A 22,387-nucleotide genomic window follows, 5' to 3' on the forward strand; every position below is an offset into this window, starting at 1 on the left:
CCCACAGTAAGAATGAAATCGCCATCCGCCGTAGGGAAGTCCTGATAAGGCACGATGTTCGGGTGAGCGTTGCCCAGACGCTTAGGCGCATTGCCTGTGGTCAGGTAGTTCATCGCCTGGTTAGCCAAGCATGCCACCTGCACATCCAGCAACGCCATATCAATGTGCTGGCCGCCACCGTCATGGTCCCGATGCGCCAGCGCCGCGAGGATCGCCACGGTCGAATAGAGCCCGGTCAGAATGTCCGTCAGCGCTACGCCGACTTTTACCGGCCCGGCGCCCTCATCGCCTTCAGGGCGCCCAGTCAGACTCATCAAGCCGCCCAGACCCTGGATCATGAAGTCATAACCCGCGCGCTTGGCGTACGGCCCGGTCTGACCGAAACCCGTGATGGAGCAATAGATCAGATTCGGATTGATCGCCTTGAGCGACTCATAGTCCAGCCCATAAGCCGCCAGACCACCAACCTTGAAGTTCTCAATCAGGATGTCCGACTTCGCCGCCAGATCACGCACCAGCTTCTGCCCTTCAGGCCGGGTGAAGTCGATGGTTACCGATTGCTTGTTGCGATTGGCCGACAAGTAATAAGCCGCTTCGCTGGTGTTCTCGCCATAGGCGTCTTTCAGGAACGGAGGCCCCCAGGCGCGAGTGTCGTCGCCATTGCCCGGGCGCTCGACCTTGATCACCTCAGCGCCAAGGTCCGCAAGAATCTGCCCGGACCAAGGCCCGGCCAGCACCCGCGATAAATCCAGTACCCGTAGATGCGAAAGCGCGCCCATGGCCGTTCTCCTATTAATAGAACGCCTGGATGCCGGTCTGCGCGCGACCAAGAATCAGTGCATGCACGTCATGCGTACCTTCGTAGGTATTCACCACTTCCAGGTTGACCAGGTGGCGAGCGACACCGAACTCGTCGGAGATGCCATTGCCGCCCAACATGTCGCGAGCCATGCGCGCGATATCCAGGGACTTGCCGCAAGAGTTGCGCTTCATCATCGACGTGATCTCTACCGCAGCCGTGCCTTCATCCTTCATGCGCCCCAGCCGCAGGCAGCCTTGCAGCGCCATGGTGATTTCGGTCTGCATGTCGGCCAGCTTCTTCTGGATCAACTGAGTAGCGGCCAACGGGCGACCAAACTGCTGACGATCCAGGGTGTACTGACGCGCAGTGTGCCAGCAGAACTCGGCCGCACCCAGCGCCCCCCAGGAGATGCCATAACGCGCGGAGTTGAGGCAGGTAAACGGACCTTTCAGGCCACGGACATCCGGGAAGATGTTCTCTTCAGGGACAAACACGTTGTCCATGACGATTTCGCCCGTGATCGACGCACGCAGGCCAACCTTGCCGTGAATCGCCGGAGCGCTCAGGCCTTTCCAACCCTTCTCCAGCACGAAGCCACGGATGTCGCCGGCATCGTCCTTGCCCCAGACCACAAACACATCGGCGATCGGGCTGTTGGTGATCCACATCTTGCTGCCGGTCAGGCTGTAGCCGCCTTCGACTTTGCGTGCACGAGTAATCATCGCGCCCGGGTCGGAACCGTGGTTCGGCTCTGTCAGACCGAAGCAACCGATCCATTCGCCCGACGCCAGTTTCGGCAGGTACTTCTGCTTTTGCGCTTCAGTACCGAACTCATTGATTGGCACCATGACCAGCGAGGACTGCACGCTCATCATCGAGCGATAGCCGGAATCGACGCGCTCGACTTCACGGGCGATCAGCCCGTAGCTGACGTAGTTCAGGCCGCTACCACCATATTCCTCAGGAATGGTTGCGCCCAACAAGCCCACGTCACCCATCTCACGGAAGATTGCGATGTCGGTCTTCTCATGGCGGAAAGCTTCCAGAACACGCGGCGCGAGCTTCTGCTGAGCGAACTGCTCGGCGGTGTCGCGGATCATGCGTTCTTCTTCGGTGAGCTGTTGATCCAGCAGCAGGGGATCGATCCAGTTGAAGCTAGCTTTACCGCCCATGAGTGTGTCCTCTCGAATCGGGTCAAATAACGTGGACTGATCCTAGGCCCGGTTCGGCGTCACGGCAAACGAGGATTTCGCATACTGTTGTGCTAATTTCTCACTCCGAAACATCGCGAAAGGTCATTAATGCGATGTATTAGTGAGGTTCACGTACATGCGCAGGAAGATCCCCAGTACAACCGCCCTGATCAGCTTCGAAGCCGCGGCGCGCCATGAGAGCTTTACCAAGGCCGCACAGGAACTTTCCCTCACTCAGGGAGCGATTTGCCGACAGATCGCCAGCCTGGAGGAATTCCTCAGCGTCGAACTGTTCCGACGCTCCCGGCGTGGTGTGAAGCTGACGGAAGCCGGACTTTCCTACAGCCGTCGGGTGGCCACGCAACTCGATGCCGTTGAACGGGACACCTTGTCGGTGATGGGCCAGCAAGGCGCCAACGTGATCGAACTGGCGGTGGTGCCGACCTTCGGCACCCAATGGCTGCTGCCCCGCCTTAAGGACTTCCAGCACCAGCACCCGGAAGTGACGGTCAACCTCACCAACCGCACTCGCCCATTTCTCTTCGCCGACACCGAATTCGATGCCGCGATTTATTTTGGCGATGCGGACTGGTCTGGTACCGAATCCCACAGGCTGATGGGAGAAAACCCGATGCCGGTGTGCAGCCCCGCCCTACTGGGCAAGAAGACACATCTGACACCGGCTGAAATCGCGGAATTACCTTTGCTGCAACAAACCACCCGCCCGTACGCTTGGCGCCAGTGGTTCAACTTTCAGAACCTGAATATCCCCCGCGACATGACAGGCCCGCGTTACGAGCTATTCTCCATGCTCGCCCAGGCAGCCATGCACGACATGGGGATTGCACTGATTCCACCATTTCTGATTCAACGTGAGCTGGCGGAGAAGCGCCTGGTGATCGCCAACCCTCAGGCACTGTCGAGCATCAAGGCGTATTACCTGATGATTCCTGAGCGAAAAGTCGAATCGGCTTCTTTAAGGGCTTTTCGCGACTGGCTGGTAAATCAGGCGCATAGCTACAGCCTAGAAGGATAAAGGCTACAGCCGATTAACTGACCCCGTAGTCAGCAAAACAAAAACACTACAGATATAAGTATTTGTCGCATATCCATAGACTGTACTGACAAGCTGTACAAACGTCCCACAAGTGCCTGAAGACGTGGCCTTGAGCCGCTATTTCGAAGCAATGACCGCTCATTCACCGCACCGATGTGGAAATTCTTGAATTTCTAGCAGAATCCTTACAAGGCACGGCCTGCAAGGGATTGAGCCGGTTAGTTGCGACATTCGGTCACGGGGTGACTTGTAGTTAATTTTCCGTCACCCGTCATAATCCCTTGAAGGGCACAAAGTTCGCCTGCAAAATGCCGCGCCCCGCCCTGATTTGGCGGGATCGTGCTGATCGGCCGCCCCAGTCGCACCATCCGAAGTGCCTGGGTTTACTCAATAAGATCACGCAGGAGATTTGACGTGCACATTGGTGTTCCTCTCGAAACCCAGACGGGTGAAACACGGGTTGCTGCAACCCCGGAAACCATCAAGAAGTTGATCGGCCAGGGTCATAAGGTCACTGTACAAAGCGGCGCCGGCGTTAAAGCCAGCGTTGTCGACAGTGCTTATGAAGCGGCAGGCGCGACCATTGGCGGCGCCAACGACGCGTTTGGTGCCGAGCTGATTCTCAAGGTGGTCGCCCCCAGCGACAGCGAGCTGGCTCTGATCAAGAGCGGCGCCGTTGTGGTGGGCATGCTCAATCCGTTCAGCAATGAAACCATCGCCAAGCTGGCCGAATGCGGTATTACCGCGTTCGCGCTGGAAGCCGCGCCGCGCACCTCCCGCGCCCAGAGCCTGGATGTGCTGTCGTCTCAAGCGAATATTGCCGGCTATAAAGCCGTGTTGCTCGCTGCTCACCATTACCCACGCTTCATGCCAATGCTGATGACCGCTGCAGGGACCGTGAAAGCGGCGCGCGTGCTGATTCTCGGCGCCGGCGTGGCGGGCTTACAGGCAATCGCTACGGCGAAACGCCTGGGTGCGGTGATCGAAGCGTCTGACGTACGCCCAGCGGTAAAAGAGCAGATCGAATCCCTTGGCGCCAAGTTCGTCGACGTGCCTTACGAGACCGATGAAGAGCGTGAATGCGCCGTCGGTGTCGGCGGGTACGCGCGTCCAATGCCAGCCAGCTGGATGCAACGGCAGGCCCTGGCCGTGCACGAACGCGCCAAGCAGGCCGACATTGTCATTACCACCGCACTGATCCCGGGCCGCAAGGCACCGACGCTGCTGAGCGCGGAAACCGTGGCGCAAATGAAGCCAGGCTCGGTGGTCATCGACCTCGCCGCCGCTCAGGGCGGCAATTGCCCGCTGACCGTGGCCGATCAAGTCGTCGTCGAGAATGGCGTGACCATTTGCGGCCCGACCAACCTGGCCGGTGAAGTCGCCGCAGACGCTTCGGCGCTGTACGCCCGCAACTTGCTGGACTTCCTGAAGCTGGTCTTCAACAAAGAAGGTCAGTTCGAAGTGAACCTCGAAGACGACATCGTCGCCGCGTGCCTGATGTGCCGCGACGGCCAAGTCATCCGCAAAAACGCCTAAGCAGGGATTCAGACGATGGAAGAGCTTATCTCCCCCGGTATCTACAACCTGATCATCTTCGTGCTGGCGATTTATGTCGGTTATCACGTGGTCTGGAACGTTACACCTGCACTGCACACGCCACTGATGGCGGTGACCAACGCGATCTCCGCGATCGTGATCGTCGGCGCCATGCTGGCGGCGGCGCTGACCGTGACGCCTCTGGGCAAGACCATGGGCACCCTGGCGGTGGCTCTGGCGGCGGTAAACGTGTTCGGTGGCTTCCTAGTCACTCGCCGGATGCTTGAGATGTTCAAGAAAAAAGCCCCGAAAGTCGTAAAAGAAGAGGCGCCCAAGTAATGAGCATGAACCTTGTCACGACGCTCTACTTGATCGCGTCGATCTGCTTTATCCAGGCCCTCAAAGGCCTGTCGCACCCGACGACATCCCGACGCGGCAACGTGTACGGCATGCTCGGCATGGCGCTGGCAATTCTCACCACCGTCGGCCTCATCTATAAGCTGGGCGCTGAGCTGGCCACTGCCGGTATCGGCTACGTCATCGTTGGCCTGCTGGTCGGCGGCACCGCCGGTTCGATCATGGCCAAGCGCGTTGAAATGACCAAGATGCCGGAACTGGTCGCCTTCATGCACAGCATGATCGGTATGGCCGCGGTATTCATTGCCATCGCTGCTGTGGTTGAGCCGCAGTCGCTGGGTATCGTTAAACAGCTGGGCGACGCAATCCCAGCAGGCAACCGTCTGGAGCTGTTCCTCGGCGCAGCCATCGGTGCAATTACCTTCTCCGGTTCAGTGATCGCTTTCGGCAAGCTGTCGGGCAAGTACAAGTTCCGCCTGTTCCAGGGCGCACCGGTACAGTTCGGCGGCCAACACAAGCTGAACCTGGTGCTGGGCCTGGCGACATTGGCACTCGGCCTCACCTTCATGCTGACCGGCAATCTCAATGCCTTCGCGTTGATGCTGGCCCTGGCCTTCGTGCTGGGCGTGCTGATCATCATCCCGATTGGCGGCGCGGACATGCCGGTGGTTGTCTCAATGCTCAACAGCTACTCCGGCTGGGCAGCGGCGGGCATCGGTTTCTCGCTGAACAACTCGATGCTGATCATCGCCGGTTCGCTGGTGGGTTCGTCCGGTGCGATCCTCTCGTACATCATGTGCAAGGCGATGAACCGCTCTTTCTTTAATGTACTGCTCGGCGGTTTCGGCAACACGGCGGATGCGGCCGGCCCTGCTGGCTCAAAAGAAGCCCGCCCGGTGAAATCCGGTTCGGCTGATGACGCGACCTTCCTGCTGACCAACGCCGACACCGTGATCATCGTTCCGGGCTACGGTCTGGCGGTAGCACGGGCGCAACATGCGCTGAAAGAGCTGACAGAGAAGCTGACCCATCGCGGCGTGACCGTGAAGTACGCGATCCACCCGGTGGCCGGGCGGATGCCTGGCCACATGAACGTCTTGCTGGCCGAAGCCGAAGTGCCTTATGACCAGGTGTTCGAGATGGAAGACATCAACTCCGAGTTCGGTCAGGCCGACGTAGTGCTGGTGCTGGGCGCCAACGACGTGGTCAACCCGGCCGCCAAGAACGATCCGAAATCGCCGATTGCCGGCATGCCGATCCTCGAAGCGTTCAAGGCCAAGACCATCATCGTCAACAAGCGCTCGATGGCCAGCGGTTATGCCGGTCTGGACAACGAACTGTTCTACCTCGACAAAACCATGATGGTCTTCGGCGACGCGAAGAAGGTCATCGAAGACATGGTCAAAGCTGTCGAGTAAAACCTGCTCCAACGCAATACCCAAAACCTCAGCCTTTAGTAGGCTGGGGTTTTTTTATTCCCCGTGAAACCCGACCAAAGGCTCTAAATCAGGGCTTGGCATTCGACCATGGTAGCGGGACGGATGTTTTTCAAATCACTAGACTGCGTACCTTGCTTTCGTTGCCCGAGATAACAATCCATGTACCGTGATCGTATTCGCTTGCCTTCGTTGTTGGATAAGGTGATGAGCGCCGCTGACGCTGCCGCTCTGATTGAGGACGGCATGACCGTCGGCATGAGCGGTTTCACCCGCGCCGGTGAAGCCAAGGCAGTGCCCCACGCACTGGCCGAACGCGCCAAAATCACCCCGCTGAAAATCACTCTGATGACCGGCGCGAGCCTGGGCAACGACCTCGACAAACAACTGACCGAAGCCGGCGTACTGTCGCGGCGCATGCCGTTCCAGGTCGACAGCACACTGCGCAAGGCAATCAATGCTGGCGAGGTCATGTTCATCGACCAGCACCTGTCAGAAACCGTTGAAATGCTGCGCAACCAGCAACTCACGCGGCCGGACATCGCGGTGATTGAAGCCGTGGCGATCACCGAGCAGGGCCATATCGTGCCGACCACGTCGGTGGGCAACTCGGCGAGCTTCGCAATCTTCGCCAAGCACGTCATCGTCGAGATCAACATGGCGCACAACCCGAATCTCGAAGGGCTGCACGACATCTATATCCCGACCTACCGCCCGACCCGTACGCCGATTCCACTGGTGAAGGTCGATGATCGCATTGGCAGCACCGCCATCCCGATCCCGCCGGAAAAGATCGTCGCGATCGTGATCACCAATCAGTCCGACTCACCGTCCACCGTGCTGCCGCCGGACGCCGAGACCCAGGCCATCGCTGACCACCTGATCGACTTCTTCAAGCAGGAAGTGGCGGCCGGGCGCATGACCAACAAGCTCGGCCCACTGCAGGCCGGGATCGGCACCATTGCCAACTCGGTGATGTGCGGCTTGATCGACTCGCCATTCGAAGACCTGACCATGTATTCCGAAGTGCTACAGGATTCGACCTTCGACCTGATCGACGCCGGCAAACTGAGCTTTGCTTCGGGCAGCTCGATCACCTTGTCGGCCCGGCGTAACGCCGATGTGTTTGGCAACCTGGAGCATTACAAAGACAAGTTGGTGCTACGTCCTCAGGAAATCTCCAACCACCCGGAAGTGGTGCGACGCCTGGGCATCATCGGCATCAACACTGCGCTGGAATTCGATCTGTACGGCAACGTCAACTCCACCCATGTCTGCGGTACGCGGATGATGAACGGCATCGGCGGTTCCGGGGACTTCGCGCGCAATGCGCACCTGTCGATCTTCGTCACCAAGTCGATCGCCAAGGGCGGCGCAATATCCAGCGTGGTGCCAATGGTCAGCCACGTCGACCACACCGAGCACGACGTCGACATCCTGGTAACCGAGATTGGCCTGGCCGACCTGCGCGGCCTGGCGCCGCGGGAGCGGGCTCGGGTGGTTATCGACAACTGTGTGCACCCGGACTATCGCGAAGCCCTGAATGACTACTTCACCGCGGCTTGCGTAATCGGTGGGCATACCCCGCACATCCTGCGTGACGCCCTGAGTTGGCACATTAACCTGGAAGAAACCGGGCGGATGCTGGCGGTCTGATCGGTCTCAAAACAGCTGACGCAAACACAATTGCGCCAGCTGGTTCTTGCAATGCCCTATTCTGTCGAAAACTGTACTGCTGTACCGGTCTTTTCCTACAGGATTTGCCTACCTTTCCCTGCCTTTCCGTCGAAAACGCACTGTATTAGTGCCGACAGGTACAGTTGCCTCAATTTCGACCAGTACACCCCCTATAAACAGTTAACTGGTCCCTCACAATACAAGTGAACTGTATCTAGGGAGACTGGCCAAACGAGAGGATCATTGGCATCAGTTAAACCACTACCTAATCCCGCCACAAGCGGAAGGATGCTAACCATGGAACGTACACTCAGTTCCGAACTGTTCTTCGAAGATACCGCTGCAAAAACCCAGGCTTCCATGCCTCTTCGCGTTATCGCCAACCTGATGTTGTGGCAGCGCCGCATTACCAGCCGCCATCAACTGGCTCGCCTGGATTCGCGTCTGCTGGCTGATGCCGGGATTAGCGAAGCACAACGCTACGAAGAGCTGAGCAAGCCGTTCTGGCGCTAAGTTAGCGTCGCTGGCCCTGACCTGTAGGGTCCACCGCCAGCACCCGAATTGAACAAACAAAACCCGTCGTGGGAAACCACGACGGGTTTTGTCGTTTCAGCGTTGTAAAACGTAAGACCAGTACAGTTTCATAAAACTATAAACAAGGCTGTACACCTCTGTAGAAGCAGCCGAAGGCTGCGATCTTTTGATCTTTGATTTAATAAAAGCCAAGTCAAAAGATCGCAGCCTTCGGCAGTTCTTACATACCGTTTCATCTAGATGGGCTATTCGAATTCATCCCCTCCAGCCTAATATCCAATCAGAACGTGGCGATCGCTACACAAGAGGCGTCTGATCCATCAGACACTGCGCCACCTCTCAATCGGTTTATCCAAAGGAGCTACCCCATGTCCCGTCTTCGTCTGCTGAGCGCCGCAGCCCTGCTCGCCGTGGCTGCCAATGCCCACGCCACCAGTTTTATCGTGACCACCGACGCCGTCGTTGGCGCCCTCAAATCCAGTTCCGATGCGACCTCCGATGTCTCTTCTTCGCTACGCGACAATAAAATTGTGCGCGCTGCGCGGGATGATGCCGCCAGCTTTGTCGCCAGCAACGGCGATATCCGTGGCGTGAAACTGGAAAGCGCGTTCGACGAAATCCGCCACCAGGCGCCTCAACTGAACGCGACCGACGCACAGTTGGCCCAGGCCATCCTGGCCATCTAAGCGTCAGCTCAACAGTGGGACACATCCAACGTGTCCCAATGTTTCGGCGCTGGCTCTAGCCCGGGCATTGCGCTAGCCTTGGGACTCGCTTTCAGCTATCGAGTCTCATGCGTTTTCTTTCAAAACTGTTGCTCACGCAAGTAATTGTTGCGGCCTCCTGGTCGGGCTCGGCCCATGCCTTCGACGCCTTTAACCTGTCTACCCAAGGCACCGTCGTCAGTGGTTACGCCACAAGCATGGTGACCTCCGCGCCCTTCGACCATAAACTGCTGATCGCCGCTCAGGATGACGCTGCGGCATTCATCGCCAGTGACGGCCAACTACGAGGAGCGCAACTGGAATCCGCCCTGAATTATCTGCGTCGGACCCAGCCAAAACTTCATGCCAGCGACCTTGAACTGGCACAGGCAATTCTCGTCCAATAGTTATCATCGTTCCTCCGGAGTCGTTCCATGCGTAGCCCGCTGATTGCTGCCACCCTTGGCCTGCTGTTGTTGGCCGACGTGGCCCAGGCACACACCCTGGTTGCCACCAGTAATATCCTGATTCGCGCCACCCAGCGCACACTCGACTTCACGTCCGATACCACCACGTCCATTCGCGATTCGAAAATCGTCCGCGAAGCCCATGACGATGCGGCGAGCTTTATCGCCAGCGACGGCGATATTCGTGGCGCGCACCTGGAAGCCGCCTTCAATACATTGCGCACCCGCGTGCCGGAAGCCCGTGACGCCAGTGATCAGGTTCTCGCCGAAGCCATCCTCGCACTGTGAGGTCGCTCAACGCCTGGCTGCTGGCTGGGATGGTGTTGCTGCTCGGCAACACCGCCCAGGCCAGCCTGCAATTACGCCTCAAGACCGACGGTCTGAGCCCCGCGCAAGTGCAGGCCAGCCAGGCGCTGCTCGATGAAGCCATGAAGGCGTTGCCGCCGCGTTTCGTCGAGCAACTGGATCGGCGCATCGATGTCGGCTGGACCGACGACATGCCCGGCAATGCCTACGGCCAGGCTTCGCTGGTGTCCGAACTCGACCTCAATCGCAACCTGCTCGCCAGCCTCACCGACGGCAGCGCCGCGACAAAAAAGACGTATCGCCCCCACGGCACCGTGCGCCGGGAAATGCTCGCCACGGTCCTGCACGAACTCACCCACATTTATGATCGCTCGCGTCTGTGGCCGGACGCCGAGCGCACGCTGATACAGCGTTGCAGCCGGCGCAACAGCAGCTCCGGGCTGATCGGTATTCCCGATCAATGCCGCGGTCAGACCGCGCGGCGCTTTACCCTAAGTGACGATCCGCGCCTGCTGGACCTGGCTGGCTGGCCACAATACGTCGGTCGTCGTGGCGAACGCGAAGCGCACAATCGGCAAGTCGCGCGCAGCCCGGACATCTACGAGACGACCAATCCCAAGGAGTTCGTGGCGGTCAACATGGAGTATTTCCTCCTCGACCCAAGCTATGCCTGCCGTCGTCCTGCGCTGTACCGCTACTACAAAGATCATTTCGGCTGGGCGCCCGCCGCCAAAGACACCTGCGCCAAATCCTTCGCCTTCCTTAATGCCGGCAACGATTTCGCCAAGACGCCGTTGGGCCAGGTCGACCCGGAACGGGTTTACGCCGTCGACTACTTGCTGGCCGAAGCCAATCAGAACTGGGTCAGCCGCTGGGGCCACAGCATGTTGCGCCTGGTGATTTGCGCCCCGGGCCGCCCACGTGGGCCGGATTGCCGACTGGACCTGGATCAGCACCTGGTGCTGTCCTACCGCGCTTTCGTCGGTGACGTGCAGTTATCGAGTTGGGACGGCCTGGTCGGCAAATACCCGTCGCGCCTGTTTGTCCTGCCGCTGGCCCAAGTGATCGACGAATACACCAAGACCGAACTGCGCAGCCTGGCTTCGGTACCGCTGAATCTCTCGCGCACCGAAATCGAAGAAGTGGTGGAACACGCAGCGGAGATGCACTGGAGTTACGACGGCAACTACTTCTTCCTCTCCAACAATTGCGCGGTGGAAAGCCTGAAATTGCTGCGCAGTGGCAGCAACAACGCGCAGTTGACGGGTCTGGACAGCATCATGCCCAACGGCTTGCTGGAAGTCCTCAAGGGCCGCGGACTGGCGGACACCAGCGTACTGGATGACCCGCGCGAAGCCTTGCGCCTGGGTTATCGCTTCGACTCCTTCCGCGATCGCTACCAGGCGATGTTCGAAGTGCTGAAGAAACACTTGCCGATCAAGCAGGTCACCGTCGAAGACTGGCTGTCATTGAGCGCCGAAGATCGTCGGCAATGGATCGATCAGGCGGATCTGCGCACCAGTGCAGCGTTGCTGTTGCTGGAGCAAGCCAGTTTCCGCCGCCAACTGCAGTTGGCCCAGGATGAAGTGAAGCAGCGCTATCTGGGTGCTCGCGAACTGAAGAACGGCGGCATGGACAAGGCCAACGCGACCTTGCAGCAGATTCTCGCCAACAGCGGCTTCCTCAGCCGCCCAGCCGAATTGCTCGGTTCCGGCGGTTATGGTTTGCCCCAGCCGAGCGAGTCGGAGCGACTGGAAGCGGAAAGCAGCCTGCGTCAGAAACAGTTGCAGTCGCTGACCGGGGATCTGGATAAGGAAGTGCGTGCGCTGCTTGAACCGGCCCGTGCGGCGGAGATTGCAGCCAATGAAGCCAACCTGAAGCAGGTTGGCGAGCATTTGCGGGCGTTGCATAAGGCGGCGGGCGGTTTAGAACTGCCCTGACCCAATCACCGCAGGAACTTGTAGCAGCTGGCGAAGCCTGCGTTCGGCTGCGAAGCAGTCGTAAAATCAGACGCTGCGGTACGTCAGACAGACCGAGTTGGATGGTTTGCGACTGCTTCGCGGCCGAACGCAGGCTTCGCCAGCTGCTACATAAGCTGTGCTCAGCCTGCAAAGATGGGATCGATCAGTTCAACACGTTATCCAGAATCTCATAAACAATCCCCGTCCCTACCGCGATCAACACAATGTCGCTACCGGCCCGACGCCATTCGTAGCCCTGGTAATACGGCAGATGCGACAACGCGCGATTATCCAGGCGCTCGCCATAATAACCATGAGGCAACGGCCGGCCACGTTCCAGACGAATGCCTGGAGGTGGCGGCGCCCCGCGAACGAAATAACCATGATTGTCATGAATGCTCTGACGCACCGGGCCAAAATCCCGTGGCGGCGGACCACCACGATGATTGTCTTGCGGACCGCGGTGATCATCACCGCGATTGTCACCGCGGTTATCGTGTTGGCCCTGCTGCGGGCCGCCGTGGTCGTGATCGTCGCGCTGATCGGCGCTGGCGTGCAGCAACGGGGTCGCACTGAGCATCAGTACGCCCAGGCTGGCAATCAGACGTTTCGGCATTTTCATCGGGGAGTTTCCTCACTGCACATACAGCAAAAAGGGCTTCAGAACGTAGTCCTGAAACCCTCGGTCTTGCTGATTAGTGTGTGCTGCGAGGCGCTAATTCCTCTGTATCAAGAACTTTACCTTCAACTGACCCGGGCCTTACGCACGCCCTCGGACAACGCTGCGCAAAGACTCAACACACCATCGATGGCTTGATCCGGCGTCGACGCATTGGCGATGTGGTCAATCAAGGCCGAACCCACCACCACACCGTCGGCCAGACGCGCGATGGAGGCCGCTTGCTCCGGTGTGCGGATACCGAAACCGATGCTGATTGGCAGGTCGGTGTGGCGACGCAGACGGGCGACCGCTTCTTCTACGTGTTCCAACGTTGCCGCACCGGCACCGGTCACACCGGCGACCGACACGTAGTAGACGAAGCCGGAGCTGCCGTTCAGAACAGTCGGCAAGCGCACATCGTCAGTGGTCGGCGTGGTCAGGCGAATGAAGTCCAGGCCCGCAGCCTGAGCCGGGTCGCACAGCTCGCCGTTATGCTCGGGCGGCAGATCAACCACGATCAGACCGTCAACACCAGCCTCTTTGGCGTCAGCGATGAAACGCGGCACGCCGTACATGTGGATCGGGTTGAAGTAACCCATCAGCACCAGCGGCGTCTCGGTATTGCCTTCACGGAACTCGCGAACCATTTGCAGAGTTTTCGCCAGGTTCTGCTTGGCGCCCAAGGCGCGGATGTTGGCCAACTGGATCGCCGGGCCGTCGGCCATCGGATCGGTGAAGGGCATGCCCAGCTCGATCACGTCGGCGCCAGCACCGGGCAAGCCTTTGAGGATTGCCAGGGAGGTGTCGTAGCTCGGGTCGCCGGCGGTGACGAAGGTCACCAGGGCAGCGCGATTCTGTTCTTTCAGTTCAGCAAAACGTGTTTGCAGGCGGCTCATCAGTGTTTCTCCTGCTGGGATTGTTCCATGTGGTGCATCACGGTTTGCATGTCTTTATCGCCACGGCCGGACAGGTTGACCACCATCAGGTGATCCTTTGGCAGATTCGGTGCCCGTTTAAATACTTCGGCCAGGGCATGGGCACTTTCCAGTGCGGGAATAATCCCTTCCAGGCGGCAGCATTTGTGGAATGCGTCGAGGGCTTCGTCGTCAGTCACCGAGGTGTACTGGACGCGGCCGATGTCGTGCAACCAGGCGTGTTCAGGGCCGATGCCCGGATAATCGAGGCCGGCGGAGATCGAGTGCGCGTCGATGATCTGGCCGTCGTCGTCCTGCAACAGGAAGGTGCGGTTGCCGTGCAACACACCTGGTACACCGCCGTTCAGGCTGGCGGCGTGTTTGCCGGTTTCGATGCCGTAGCCGGCGGCTTCGACGCCGATGATCTCGACGCTCGTGTCGTCCAAGAACGGGTGGAACAGGCCCATGGCGTTGGAACCGCCGCCGATGCACGCCACCAGACTGTCCGGCAGGCGGCCTTCCTGGTCTTGCAGTTGAGTACGGGTTTCCTTGCCGATCACGGCCTGGAAGTCGCGAACCATGGCCGGGTAAGGATGCGGACCGGCGACGGTGCCGATCAGATAGAAGGTGCTGTCGACGTTGGTCACCCAGTCACGCAGGGCTTCGTTCATCGCGTCTTTCAGGGTGCCGGTGCCGGCCACTACCGGGATCACTTCAGCGCCCAGCAACTTCATGCGGAATACGTTGGCCTGCTGACGTTCGATGTCAGTGGTGCCCATGTAAATCACGCAATCCAGGCCAAAACGCGCGGCCACGGTGGCAGTCGCCACGCCGTGCATGCCAGCGCCGGTCTCGGCAATGATGCGTTTCTTGCCCATGCGCCGCGCCAGCAGGATCTGGCCGATGCAGTTATTGATCTTGTGCGCGCCGGTGTGGTTCAGCTCTTCGCGCTTGAGGTAAATCTTCGCGCCGCCACAGAACTCGGTCAGGCGTTCAGCGTAATAAAGAGGGCTTGGACGTCCGACGTAGTCGCGCTGGAAGTAGGCCAATTCTTCTTTGAAGGCAGGATCTTCCTTCGCCAGTTCGTATTCACGGGCCAGGTCGAGGATCAACGGCATCAGGGTTTCGGCGACGTAACGGCCGCCGAACGAGCCAAACAGGCCGTTGGCGTCGGGGCCGTTGCGCAGATTAGTCTGGGTCATGGGTCGCTCCAGTTGGATTCGTGAGATGACAATGACGCTCACTCTACCCCTGACGTCCCGAGCTGAAAACCGATAAGATCGCTGCAACCTGTCAGGAAAACTCACAGATCCCATGAGCCACGACCTCCCTCCGCTGAACGCCCTTCGCGCCTTCGAAGCCACTGCCCGCCTGAACAGCGTCAGCCAGGCTGCCGAACAGCTGCACGTCACCCACGGGGCGGTCAGCCGGCAATTGAAGGTGCTTGAAGAACACCTTGGCGTCAGCCTGTTCATCAAGGACGGGCGCGGCCTTAAACTCACAGATGCCGGCATTCGTCTGCGTGACACCAGCACTGAAGCGTTTGAGCGCTTGCGCACCGTTTGTGCCGAATTGACCCAAAGCACCGCCGATGCGCCGTTCGTGCTTGGCTGCTCCGGGAGTTTGCTCGCGCGCTGGTTCATCCCGCGCCTCGGACGATTGAATGCGGACCTGCCGGACCTGCGCTTGCACCTGTCGGCCGGGGAAGGCGATCTTGACCCTCGACGGCCGGGGCTGGACGCCTTGCTGGTATTTGCCGAGCCGCCCTGGCCGGCGGACATGCAGGTCTACGAACTGGCCAGCGAACGTATCGGCCCGGTCATGAGCCCGCGCTTCGCCGGTTACCAAAGGCTGCTGCAGGCGCCGGCAAGCGCGTTGTTGGCCGAGCCGCTGCTGCACACCACCTCACGCCCTCAAGCTTGGCCGAGCTGGGCACAGCAAAGCGGCCTCGACGCCAAGGCATTGAAGTTCGGTCAGGGTTTTGAGCATTTGTATTATTTGCTGGAAGCGGCGGTGGCGGGGCTGGGTGTGGCGATTGCCCCTGAGCCGCTGGTGGCCGAGGATTTGAAGGCCGGTCGCCTGGTCGCGCCGTGGGGTTTCTGTGAAACCCCGGCGCAACTGGCGCTTTGGCTACCCAAGCGCGCCGCGGACGGACGCGCTCGGCAGTTGGCGCAATGGCTCAAAAACGAGCTGCGCCAAGCGGATTAGTCGCCGCGTTTGCACAACAGGTAAGCCGCGAGCAGGCCGAGTGCACCCACGGCGACACCGGCTGTAGTCCAAGGGTGTTCCTGGGCGTAGTCCCGAGTGGCGATCCCGGTTTCGCGGGTTTTCACTTTCACTTCTTCATAGGCATCGGCGAGCAGATGACGCGAATGCTTCAGCGCGCTCTCGGCGTTGCTTTTGAGGGCCTTGAGGGTTTTACGCGACTCGTCCGAGGCATCGTCCTTCAGGCTTTCCAGCGACTTGAGAAGACTCTCGATCTCGGCTTCCATGCTTTGCAATGAGGCTTTACGTAAAGAGGTGTTGGCCATGGTGGCTCTCCTTCATTGGTGATGAGTAGCGTGTGTTGGTTGGGACTTCAGGGGTTCGAGAAAGTGCAGTAAATCTGAACTTCGGTGTGGGAATGGGCGACAGAAGTAATACGAAAAATCACTGCTAGGCTGTATTTCATACCCCAAGGAGAACGCCATGACTGACCATCACACCTACAAGAAAGTCGAGCTGGTCGGCTCGTCCCCTACCAGCATCGAAGATGCGATCAACAACGCGCTGGCCGAAGCCAGTAAAAGCCTCAAGCATCTGGAATGGTTCGAAGTGACCGAAACCCGCGGCCACATCAAGGATGGCAAGGCTGCCCACTTCCAGGTGACGCTCAAAGTCGGGTTCAGGATTGCCAGTAGCTGAGTTTGAGCTAGTCTTCTGAACTTGCGCGCTGGCCGAATGCCATAGGGAATGGCAAAGCGCTACATGTGTGCACCTGGCTGATCGCCGGGTGCCCCTATTGATCCGACCAGGGAATGCGACCGATGAAGAAGTTTATTTTGGCAGTAGGTTTGTTGAGCCTTGCAGGAACAGCCTTTGCTGACGGCAAGTCGTGCGAAGAGCTGAAAGCCGAAATCGCCGCGAAACTGGATGCCAAGGGCGTTGCCGGTTATTCGCTGGAAATTGCCGATAAAGGCACAGCGGCTGGCGGAAAAGTCGTCGGCACTTGTGAGAAAGGCACCAAAGTCATCGTCTACACCAAGTAGGCTGATTTCTGCACAAATGAAAAAGCCGACACAATGCGTCGGCTTTTTTATGCCCGTCGTTTGAGCGTCAGCCCTTCATGACCTGCGCCAGCAACTCGTAGGAATGCACACGATCGGCGTGTTCATACAGGTCGCAGGTGAAAATCAGCTCATCGGCCTGGGTCTGCTCGATCAACACGTCCAGTTTGGCGCGGATTTTCTGTGGGCTGCCGACCATGGCCAGGCCGAGGAAATCGCCAACCGCTTCTTTCTCATGGGGCAACCACAGGCCGTCCATGGTTTTCACCGGCGGCCGTTGCACCAGGCTCTGGCCACGCATCAGCGCAAGAATTCGCTGGTAGACCGAGGTCGCCAGGTAATCGGCCTGCTCGTCGGTGTCGGCAGCCACCAGTGGCACGCCGAGCATCACGTAGGGCTTGTCCAACACCGCTGAAGGCTTGAAGTGATTGCGGTAGACGCGAATCGCCTCGTGCATGAAACGCGGTGCGAAATGCGAGGCGAAGGCGTACGGCAATCCGCGCTCACCGGCCAGTTGCGCACTGAACAGACTCGAACCCAGCAGCCAGACCGGGACGTTGGTGCCAGTGCCCGGCATCGCGATGATCCGCTGATCCGGCGTGCGTGGGCCGAGGTAGCGCATCAGTTCTGCCACGTCTTCCGGGAACTCGTCGGCGCTGCCGGAGCGCTCACGACGCAGCGCGCGGGCGGTCATCTGATCGGAACCCGGTGCGCGGCCCAGGCCCAGGTCGATACGGCCGGGGTACAGGCTTTCAAGGGTGCCGAACTGTTCGGCGATCACCAAGGGCGCGTGATTGGGCAGCATCACGCCACCGGAACCGACGCGAATGGTCGAGGTGCCGCCCGCCAGGTAACCGAGCAAAACCGAGGTCGCGGAACTGGCGATGCCGTCCATGTTGTGGTGTTCGGCCACCCAGAAACGGTTGTAGCCAAATTTTTCAACGTGCTGGGCCAGGTCCAGGGAATTGCGCAGCGACTGGGCCGCGCTGCCGTTCTCGCGCACGGGCACCAGGTCGAGAGTGGAGTACTTGATATCGGACAGTCGTTTCATAAACCTGCTTCTCCAATGGGGGCGCAGGTTTTTTCACGAACGAAAACCTGCCGAGTCTAAAAGCGTTCCCTATGCAATGAGGGCATATACCCGAGTTTCAATAGCACAGACGAATTTGCTTACCAGATAAGCGGTTTGATCCGACAAGGTGAACTTTGCCAAGTCTTCTATCCTCAGAACCCTTAGCAACCGAAAACCACGAAGGCGCGACGTTCCGCGCCGGATCTTGAGGAGGCAGACATGGCTATCACGAAGAAAGCATCGGCTCATTGGGAAGGTGATCTGAAAACCGGCATCGGTTCGATTTCCACGGAAACCGGTGTCCTCAGAGAAGCGCCCTACGGCTTCAAGGCACGTTTCGAAGGCGGCAAGGGCACCAATCCGGAAGAGCTGATCGGCGCGGCCCACGCAGGCTGTTTCTCCATGGCGTTTTCGATGATCCTCGGCGACGCCGGCCTCAAGGCTGACAGCATCGATACCAATGCCGAGGTCACGCTGGATCAGGTAGACGGTGGTTTCGCGATCACGGCGGTGAAACTGATCCTCAAGGCGAAAATTCCGGGGGCGACCCAGGCGCAATTTGAGGAGCTGAGCAACAAGGCCAAAGAAGGCTGCCCGGTATCCAAAGTGCTGAATGCGAAGATCAGCCTGGATGCGACGCTGGTTAGCTAAATCGAAGATGGAATGAAAAGATCGCAGCCTTCGGCAGCGCCTACAGATGACTTGGGGCTGGCGACGGCTGCGATCTTTTTTGCGCTGAAACAAAACCTGACTGGCGAAACTGTGGTCGAATAAATGACAGCAGCCAAAAGCGCATCAACCTGCGCGCTGCCTCAAGGGAGCTTCAACCATGAAACGTTTTGCCTTGGCGATTATCTGTTGCGCGTTGGCCACTTCGGCCCTGGCGGCACCGAAATCATGTGAAGAACTCAAGAATGAGATTGAATTGAAGATTCAGGCTAACTCCGTGCCCTCCTACACATTGGAGATTGTCACGAAAGAGGAAGCCGACAAGCACGACGCCGCCATGATCGTTGGCACCTGTGAGAATGGCACCAAAGCCGTCATCTACCAAAGGAACGATCGCTGATTGGTCTACGGCACGCAGTTGATCTGCCGCTCCGTGGCGACGATCTGACCCTTGGCGTTTATCAGTCGGGCGCTCGGGGTAAAGGACAGGGAGCGTCCTTCCAGTCGATAGTGCTGGCCGGCCTCAAAGTGATCATAAGGCACGGTCATGTAGCACAACCGCTCCTGCGGATCGCTCAGCATCCCCAGCCCTCCGGCAAACGTTTCGAAGTCGAAACGCACTGTCAGTTCGTGGCTGCCAGGGGTTACCTGGAAGAATCGCCCATCAGTCAGGCGCTGATTATCCAAGCGCTCCGCCATCAGTAATTTGCCGCCCGGCGTCGGGGTCGCGAGGTCAATCCACGCCATCTGCGGATTGACGCTGGGCAACGGGCTTACGCAACCGGCAATAACGCCCGCACTGAGCAATAGCAAGAACCTGCGCATGATGAATGTCCCGAGGATTGGGCATTCAGCATAACGCCGATCACGTGCGTTGGCAGCCTGCCGGGGTGCCCTGCCCGATCACTTTGCGCTGCTGGTCGTAGAGCTTGGCCCAGGGCCGGAAACCGATATTCCCCGCTTGCAGCTGATAACGCTCACCGGCGTTGAAATCCTTGAATTTCACACTCAACTGGCAATCGCGCCACAGCGGCTCGGCGTCGGTGCCGATGTTGGTGGGCTGCACGGCGAACTGGTAGCGAACCTTCAGTTCATGGCTGCCGGGCTGCACTTCGAAGAAGCGTTTGTCAGTGGCGGCCTTGTCGTCGACCTTCAGCGCTTGCAGCGCGGCGTCTTCCTGCTTTGAATTCAGGTCGATCCACGCCTGGTTCGGATCCGGGTCGGGCATTCCGAATCCGGCACAGCCGGCCAGCGTCAGCAGGCCCCCTGTCAGCATCAACTTGCGCATAGCGGAGCTCCAGTGTGGCGGGATAGTCTTGTGGGCAGACTTTCCAGGGATGTTCTTATTTTGATCAGGCCGCTTCCAAGCCTTGGGTTACTTGATCGCGTTTTGCGCGTTTTGTTTCCGGGTGTGTTGTTTTTGTTGCTCAACGGTTGCGCCAGCGTCGGCTACTACGGCCAATTGGCCGAGGGGCAGCTGCAATTGCTGCGGGCCCGGGAGCCGGTTTCCCAAGTGATTGCCGATCCCCAACGCGATCCAAAACTGCGTGCGCATCTGGCCCAGTCGCAAAAGGCCCGGGTATTCGCCAGCGAGCAACTGCACCTGCCGGACAACCAAAGTTACCGTTTGTACGCCGACATTGGCCGGCCGTACGTCGTCTGGAATGTCTTCGCCACGGCGGAGTTTTCCCTAAAGCCGCAAAACCACTGCTTCCCCATCGCCGGTTGCGTCGCCTATCGCGGCTATTACAGCCAGAGCGCGGCCCGGGGTGAAGCGGCGTTGCAGCAGCTGGAAGGCATGGACGTGTCGATTGGCGGGGTCGAGGCCTATTCGACGCTGGGCTGGTTCAACGATCCGATCATTAGCTCGATGATGAACTGGGGCGATGAACGGCTGGCCACGCTGATCTTTCATGAACTGGCGCATCAGCGTGTTTATGTGAAGGACGACACCGAGTTCAACGAATCCTTCGCCACGTTCGTTGAGCAGGAAGGCACCCGCCAATGGCGCGCCAGCCGCGGGCTCGCCCCGGACAATGGCGCGCTGATGCAGCAGCGCGATCAGTTCATCCAACTGATTCTGGACACCCGCGCACGCCTTGAACGCCTATACGCACAACCCATGGCCGCCGAGCAGATGCGCCAACGCAAAGTCGAAGAATTCGAAAGGCTACGCAGCGATTATCGGGCGATGCGTGACAGCCGATGGGCCGGGGATAAACGCTATGACGCGTGGATCAACGCGCCGATGAACAATGCCAGGCTGCTGCCGTTTGGTTTGTATGACCAGTGGGTGCCGGCGTTTGCGGCGTTGTTCAGGCAGGTTGATGGGGATTGGGTGAGGTTTTATGCCGAGGTTGAGAAGCTGGGTGGGTTGCCGGTTGCGGAGCGCAAGGCAGCATTAAAAGTGTTGGCAGGATCAGGGAGTAGCGCTGGCTGATCCGGCCTCTTCGCGGGCAAGCCTCGCTCCTACAGGTCACTGATATCTGTAGGAGCGAGGCTTGCCCGCGAAGGCGTACTGATTAACGCCGCAAAAACGCCTGATGCATCTCTTCCAGCGTTTCGAAATGATAAGCCGGTGTTTCGGCGCTCAGTTCTTCCCGGCTGCCAAACCCATAACCCACCGCCGCGGCGTCCAGGCCATTGCTCCGGGCGCCAATCAAATCGTGTTTGCGGTCGCCAATCATCAGGGTCTGGGCCGGGTCGAGGCCTTCCTCGGCGATTAAATGGGCGATCAATTCGACTTTATTGGTTCGTGTCCCGTCCAATTCACTGCCGTAAATCACTTTGAAGTGCCTGGCGAAGTCGAAGTGCCGGGCAATCTCGCGGGCGAACACCCAGGGTTTTGACGTGGCGATAAAGAGCTGTCGTCCTTGCCCGCTCAGGGTTTCCAACAGCGGTGTAACGCCGTCGAACACGCGGTTCTCATAAAGGCCGGTGACTTTGAAGCGCTCGCGATAGAAATTCACCGCTTCCCACGCCTTCGGCTCGTCGAATTCGTAGAACTGCATGAACGCCTGCAACAGCGGCGGGCCGATGAAGTGTTCGAGCTTGGTCAGGTCGGGTTCATCGATGCCCAGTTTGGCCAACGCAAACTGGATCGAACGGGTAATGCCCTCGCGCGGGTCGGTCAGGGTGCCATCGAGGTCGAACAGAACAGTTTGGTAATGCATGAAAAATCCTGGGCAATAGTGGGACGGTTCAGAGCTGGTCGTAGCCTTCAGCCAAATGCAGGTCCTTGAGCCTCACGTAGTTCGCCGCGCTGTAGGTGAAAAAGGCCTGTTCCTTGTCAGTCAGCGGGCGGATCTGTTTCACCGGGCTGCCGACGTACAGGAAACCGCTTTCCAGGCGCTTGCCCGGCGGCACCAGGCTGCCGGCGCCGATGATCACATCGTCCTCGACCACCGCACCGTCCATGACGATGCTGCCCATGCCAATCAACACCCGGCTGCCCACCGAGCAGCCGTGGAGCATGACTTTGTGAGCGACGGTCACGTCATCGCCGATCAAACACGGAAAGCCATCCGGGTTGAACGGCCCGGCGTGGGTGATGTGCAACACGCAGCCATCCTGGACGCTGGTGCGCGCACCAATGCGGATGCGGTGCATGTCGCCGCGGATCACCGTCAGCGGCCAGACGGAGCTGTCTTCGCCGATTTCGACGTCGCCGATCACCACCGCCGAGCCGTCGACAAAAGCGCCTTTGCCCAGTAGCGGCGTGTGGTTCAGATACTTGCGAAGGGTCACGATAGGTTCTCTCTCTGTCGCTGATAGC

General features: G+C 59.1%; 27 protein-coding genes (1 of these 27 only partly in view). 16 read left to right on the forward strand and 11 right to left on the reverse strand.

Annotated features, from left to right (window positions below):
• Both HKK52_RS19910 and HKK52_RS19915 read right to left on the reverse strand, forming a co-directional pair.
• Positions 1-779 carry the 5' portion of a CaiB/BaiF CoA transferase family protein gene (locus HKK52_RS19910; protein ID WP_169372240.1) on the reverse strand. 442 nt of this gene lie to the left of the window's left edge, so only the first 779 of its 1,221 coding nucleotides appear in the window; the start codon lies at positions 777-779; its stop codon lies off the left edge, out of view.
• Between the two features lie 13 nt (positions 780-792).
• Entirely contained in the window at positions 793-1,974 is a 1,182-nt protein-coding gene (locus HKK52_RS19915; protein WP_133835126.1) for an acyl-CoA dehydrogenase, read from the reverse strand.
• Positions 1,975-2,131: 157 nt separating this feature from the next.
• Between HKK52_RS19915 and HKK52_RS19920 the strand changes: the two genes are divergently transcribed.
• The 10 genes from HKK52_RS19920 (at position 2,132) to HKK52_RS19965 (ending at position 12,009) form a co-directional block, all read left to right on the forward strand.
• The gene (locus HKK52_RS19920; protein ID WP_169372241.1) at positions 2,132-3,031 is read left to right on the forward strand and encodes a LysR family transcriptional regulator; all 900 of its coding nucleotides are present in this window, start codon (positions 2,132-2,134) and stop codon (positions 3,029-3,031) included.
• A gap of 435 nt (positions 3,032-3,466) precedes the next feature.
• Positions 3,467-4,588, forward strand: coding sequence for a Re/Si-specific NAD(P)(+) transhydrogenase subunit alpha (locus HKK52_RS19925; protein WP_169372242.1), 1,122 nt, complete (start codon positions 3,467-3,469; stop codon positions 4,586-4,588).
• Positions 4,589-4,603: 15 nt separating this feature from the next.
• Entirely contained in the window at positions 4,604-4,927 is a 324-nt protein-coding gene (locus HKK52_RS19930) for an NAD(P) transhydrogenase subunit alpha (RefSeq protein ID WP_007947884.1), read from the forward strand.
• Positions 4,927-6,363, forward strand: coding sequence for an NAD(P)(+) transhydrogenase (Re/Si-specific) subunit beta (locus tag HKK52_RS19935; RefSeq protein ID WP_169372243.1), 1,437 nt, complete (start codon positions 4,927-4,929; stop codon positions 6,361-6,363). Before HKK52_RS19930 ends, HKK52_RS19935 begins: the two co-directional genes overlap by 1 nt.
• A gap of 180 nt (positions 6,364-6,543) precedes the next feature.
• Positions 6,544-8,037, forward strand: a complete 1,494-nt coding sequence (locus HKK52_RS19940) for an acetyl-CoA hydrolase/transferase family protein (protein ID WP_169372244.1) — start codon at positions 6,544-6,546, stop codon at positions 8,035-8,037.
• A gap of 318 nt (positions 8,038-8,355) precedes the next feature.
• The gene (locus HKK52_RS19945) at positions 8,356-8,571 is read left to right on the forward strand and encodes a DUF1127 domain-containing protein (RefSeq protein ID WP_030129620.1); all 216 of its coding nucleotides are present in this window, start codon (positions 8,356-8,358) and stop codon (positions 8,569-8,571) included.
• Positions 8,572-8,960: 389 nt separating this feature from the next.
• Positions 8,961-9,278 (forward strand): DUF2388 domain-containing protein, encoded by a 318-nt coding sequence (locus HKK52_RS19950; protein ID WP_169372245.1) that lies wholly within the window; start codon positions 8,961-8,963, stop codon positions 9,276-9,278.
• A gap of 107 nt (positions 9,279-9,385) precedes the next feature.
• Positions 9,386-9,703 carry a DUF2388 domain-containing protein gene (locus HKK52_RS19955; RefSeq protein WP_169372246.1) on the forward strand — a complete coding sequence of 106 codons (318 nt, stop codon included), beginning with the start codon at positions 9,386-9,388 and terminating at the stop codon, positions 9,701-9,703.
• Between the two features lie 27 nt (positions 9,704-9,730).
• Complete coding sequence (locus HKK52_RS19960) at positions 9,731-10,051, forward strand: DUF2388 domain-containing protein (RefSeq protein WP_149661885.1); 321 nt, start codon at positions 9,731-9,733, stop codon at positions 10,049-10,051.
• Positions 10,048-12,009 (forward strand): DUF7844 domain-containing protein, encoded by a 1,962-nt coding sequence (locus tag HKK52_RS19965; protein ID WP_169372247.1) that lies wholly within the window; start codon positions 10,048-10,050, stop codon positions 12,007-12,009. Before HKK52_RS19960 ends, HKK52_RS19965 begins: the two co-directional genes overlap by 4 nt.
• Positions 12,010-12,193: 184 nt before the next feature.
• On the opposite strand, the gene HKK52_RS19970 is transcribed toward HKK52_RS19965, so the two are convergent.
• The 3 genes from HKK52_RS19970 to trpB form a co-directional block, all read right to left on the reverse strand.
• Positions 12,194-12,652 carry an anti-virulence regulator CigR family protein gene (locus tag HKK52_RS19970; protein WP_169372248.1) on the reverse strand — a complete coding sequence of 153 codons (459 nt, stop codon included), beginning with the start codon at positions 12,650-12,652 and terminating at the stop codon, positions 12,194-12,196.
• Positions 12,653-12,774: 122 nt separating this feature from the next.
• Entirely contained in the window at positions 12,775-13,587 is an 813-nt protein-coding gene (trpA, locus tag HKK52_RS19975; protein ID WP_133835136.1) for a tryptophan synthase subunit alpha, read from the reverse strand.
• Positions 13,587-14,807: a tryptophan synthase subunit beta gene (gene trpB, locus HKK52_RS19980; RefSeq protein ID WP_169372249.1), complete on the reverse strand. Its 1,221-nt coding sequence runs from the start codon at positions 14,805-14,807 to the stop codon at positions 13,587-13,589. The genes trpA and trpB overlap by 1 nt, the downstream gene beginning before the upstream one ends.
• A 112-nt stretch (positions 14,808-14,919) precedes the next feature.
• Here trpB and HKK52_RS19985 point away from each other — a divergent pair, with 112 nt between their 5' ends.
• Positions 14,920-15,813 carry a LysR family transcriptional regulator gene (locus tag HKK52_RS19985; RefSeq protein WP_169372250.1) on the forward strand — a complete coding sequence of 298 codons (894 nt, stop codon included), beginning with the start codon at positions 14,920-14,922 and terminating at the stop codon, positions 15,811-15,813.
• On the opposite strand, the gene HKK52_RS19990 is transcribed toward HKK52_RS19985, so the two are convergent.
• Positions 15,810-16,136: a DUF883 family protein gene (locus tag HKK52_RS19990; RefSeq protein ID WP_169372251.1), complete on the reverse strand. Its 327-nt coding sequence runs from the start codon at positions 16,134-16,136 to the stop codon at positions 15,810-15,812. The genes HKK52_RS19985 and HKK52_RS19990 overlap by 4 nt on opposite strands.
• Positions 16,137-16,293: 157 nt before the next feature.
• Here HKK52_RS19990 and HKK52_RS19995 point away from each other — a divergent pair, with 157 nt between their 5' ends.
• Entirely contained in the window at positions 16,294-16,509 is a 216-nt protein-coding gene (locus HKK52_RS19995) for a dodecin (RefSeq protein WP_054047931.1), read from the forward strand.
• A 122-nt stretch (positions 16,510-16,631) separates the two neighbouring features.
• A complete protein-coding gene (locus HKK52_RS20000) occupies positions 16,632-16,853 on the forward strand; it encodes a DUF1161 domain-containing protein (RefSeq protein ID WP_169372252.1) in 222 nt (73 codons plus the stop codon).
• Between the two features lie 67 nt (positions 16,854-16,920).
• Here the strand turns inward: HKK52_RS20000 and HKK52_RS20005 are convergent, their stop codons facing one another.
• Positions 16,921-17,922 carry an LLM class flavin-dependent oxidoreductase gene (locus tag HKK52_RS20005; protein ID WP_169372253.1) on the reverse strand — a complete coding sequence of 334 codons (1,002 nt, stop codon included), beginning with the start codon at positions 17,920-17,922 and terminating at the stop codon, positions 16,921-16,923.
• 240 nt (positions 17,923-18,162) lie between these two features.
• Here HKK52_RS20005 and HKK52_RS20010 point away from each other — a divergent pair, with 240 nt between their 5' ends.
• Positions 18,163-18,594, forward strand: coding sequence for an OsmC family protein (locus HKK52_RS20010; RefSeq protein WP_008152515.1), 432 nt, complete (start codon positions 18,163-18,165; stop codon positions 18,592-18,594).
• A gap of 178 nt (positions 18,595-18,772) precedes the next feature.
• On the forward strand, positions 18,773-19,012 hold the full coding sequence (locus HKK52_RS20015) for a DUF1161 domain-containing protein (protein WP_169372254.1): 240 nt from the start codon (positions 18,773-18,775) through the stop codon (positions 19,010-19,012).
• Between the two features lie 5 nt (positions 19,013-19,017).
• Here HKK52_RS20015 and HKK52_RS20020 read toward each other — a convergent pair whose 3' ends face one another.
• Positions 19,018-19,437 carry a PA0061/PA0062 family lipoprotein gene (locus HKK52_RS20020; RefSeq protein WP_169372255.1) on the reverse strand — a complete coding sequence of 140 codons (420 nt, stop codon included), beginning with the start codon at positions 19,435-19,437 and terminating at the stop codon, positions 19,018-19,020.
• A gap of 40 nt (positions 19,438-19,477) precedes the next feature.
• The gene (locus HKK52_RS20025; RefSeq protein ID WP_169372256.1) at positions 19,478-19,900 is read right to left on the reverse strand and encodes a PA0061/PA0062 family lipoprotein; all 423 of its coding nucleotides are present in this window, start codon (positions 19,898-19,900) and stop codon (positions 19,478-19,480) included.
• 60 nt (positions 19,901-19,960) lie between these two features.
• Here HKK52_RS20025 and HKK52_RS20030 point away from each other — a divergent pair, with 60 nt between their 5' ends.
• Positions 19,961-21,052 carry an aminopeptidase gene (locus HKK52_RS20030; protein ID WP_169372257.1) on the forward strand — a complete coding sequence of 364 codons (1,092 nt, stop codon included), beginning with the start codon at positions 19,961-19,963 and terminating at the stop codon, positions 21,050-21,052.
• Positions 21,053-21,134: 82 nt separating this feature from the next.
• Here HKK52_RS20030 and HKK52_RS20035 read toward each other — a convergent pair whose 3' ends face one another.
• Positions 21,135-21,785 carry an HAD family hydrolase gene (locus tag HKK52_RS20035; RefSeq protein ID WP_169372258.1) on the reverse strand — a complete coding sequence of 217 codons (651 nt, stop codon included), beginning with the start codon at positions 21,783-21,785 and terminating at the stop codon, positions 21,135-21,137.
• 28 nt (positions 21,786-21,813) lie between these two features.
• A complete protein-coding gene (locus HKK52_RS20040) occupies positions 21,814-22,359 on the reverse strand; it encodes a gamma carbonic anhydrase family protein (protein WP_169372259.1) in 546 nt (181 codons plus the stop codon).
• Positions 22,360-22,387 lie beyond the last annotated feature (28 nt).

This window comes from Pseudomonas sp. ADAK2 (assembly GCF_012935755.1).
Taxonomy (GTDB): domain Bacteria; phylum Pseudomonadota; class Gammaproteobacteria; order Pseudomonadales; family Pseudomonadaceae; genus Aquipseudomonas.

Excerpts from the sequence above, each read along its gene's own strand:
- HKK52_RS19915 (WP_133835126.1), bottom strand. The coding sequence starts at position 1,974 with ATGGGCGGTAAAGCTAGCTTCAACTGGATCGATCCCCTGCTGCTGGAT.
- HKK52_RS19920 (WP_169372241.1), top strand. The coding sequence starts at position 2,132 with ATGCGCAGGAAGATCCCCAGTACAACCGCCCTGATCAGCTTCGAAGCC.
- HKK52_RS19930 (WP_007947884.1), top strand. The coding sequence starts at position 4,604 with ATGGAAGAGCTTATCTCCCCCGGTATCTACAACCTGATCATCTTCGTG.
- HKK52_RS19935 (WP_169372243.1), top strand. The coding sequence starts at position 4,927 with ATGAGCATGAACCTTGTCACGACGCTCTACTTGATCGCGTCGATCTGC.
- HKK52_RS19940 (WP_169372244.1), top strand. The coding sequence starts at position 6,544 with ATGTACCGTGATCGTATTCGCTTGCCTTCGTTGTTGGATAAGGTGATG.
- HKK52_RS19945 (WP_030129620.1), top strand. The coding sequence starts at position 8,356 with ATGGAACGTACACTCAGTTCCGAACTGTTCTTCGAAGATACCGCTGCA.
- HKK52_RS19950 (WP_169372245.1), top strand. The coding sequence starts at position 8,961 with ATGTCCCGTCTTCGTCTGCTGAGCGCCGCAGCCCTGCTCGCCGTGGCT.
- HKK52_RS19955 (WP_169372246.1), top strand. The coding sequence starts at position 9,386 with ATGCGTTTTCTTTCAAAACTGTTGCTCACGCAAGTAATTGTTGCGGCC.
- HKK52_RS19960 (WP_149661885.1), top strand. The coding sequence starts at position 9,731 with ATGCGTAGCCCGCTGATTGCTGCCACCCTTGGCCTGCTGTTGTTGGCC.
- HKK52_RS19970 (WP_169372248.1), bottom strand. The coding sequence starts at position 12,652 with ATGAAAATGCCGAAACGTCTGATTGCCAGCCTGGGCGTACTGATGCTC.
- trpA (WP_133835136.1), bottom strand. The coding sequence starts at position 13,587 with ATGAGCCGCCTGCAAACACGTTTTGCTGAACTGAAAGAACAGAATCGC.
- trpB (WP_169372249.1), bottom strand. The coding sequence starts at position 14,807 with ATGACCCAGACTAATCTGCGCAACGGCCCCGACGCCAACGGCCTGTTT.
- HKK52_RS19985 (WP_169372250.1), top strand. The coding sequence starts at position 14,920 with ATGAGCCACGACCTCCCTCCGCTGAACGCCCTTCGCGCCTTCGAAGCC.
- HKK52_RS19990 (WP_169372251.1), bottom strand. The coding sequence starts at position 16,136 with ATGGCCAACACCTCTTTACGTAAAGCCTCATTGCAAAGCATGGAAGCC.
- HKK52_RS19995 (WP_054047931.1), top strand. The coding sequence starts at position 16,294 with ATGACTGACCATCACACCTACAAGAAAGTCGAGCTGGTCGGCTCGTCC.
- HKK52_RS20000 (WP_169372252.1), top strand. The coding sequence starts at position 16,632 with ATGAAGAAGTTTATTTTGGCAGTAGGTTTGTTGAGCCTTGCAGGAACA.
- HKK52_RS20005 (WP_169372253.1), bottom strand. The coding sequence starts at position 17,922 with ATGAAACGACTGTCCGATATCAAGTACTCCACTCTCGACCTGGTGCCC.
- HKK52_RS20010 (WP_008152515.1), top strand. The coding sequence starts at position 18,163 with ATGGCTATCACGAAGAAAGCATCGGCTCATTGGGAAGGTGATCTGAAA.
- HKK52_RS20015 (WP_169372254.1), top strand. The coding sequence starts at position 18,773 with ATGAAACGTTTTGCCTTGGCGATTATCTGTTGCGCGTTGGCCACTTCG.
- HKK52_RS20020 (WP_169372255.1), bottom strand. The coding sequence starts at position 19,437 with ATGCGCAGGTTCTTGCTATTGCTCAGTGCGGGCGTTATTGCCGGTTGC.
- HKK52_RS20025 (WP_169372256.1), bottom strand. The coding sequence starts at position 19,900 with ATGCGCAAGTTGATGCTGACAGGGGGCCTGCTGACGCTGGCCGGCTGT.
- HKK52_RS20035 (WP_169372258.1), bottom strand. The coding sequence starts at position 21,785 with ATGCATTACCAAACTGTTCTGTTCGACCTCGATGGCACCCTGACCGAC.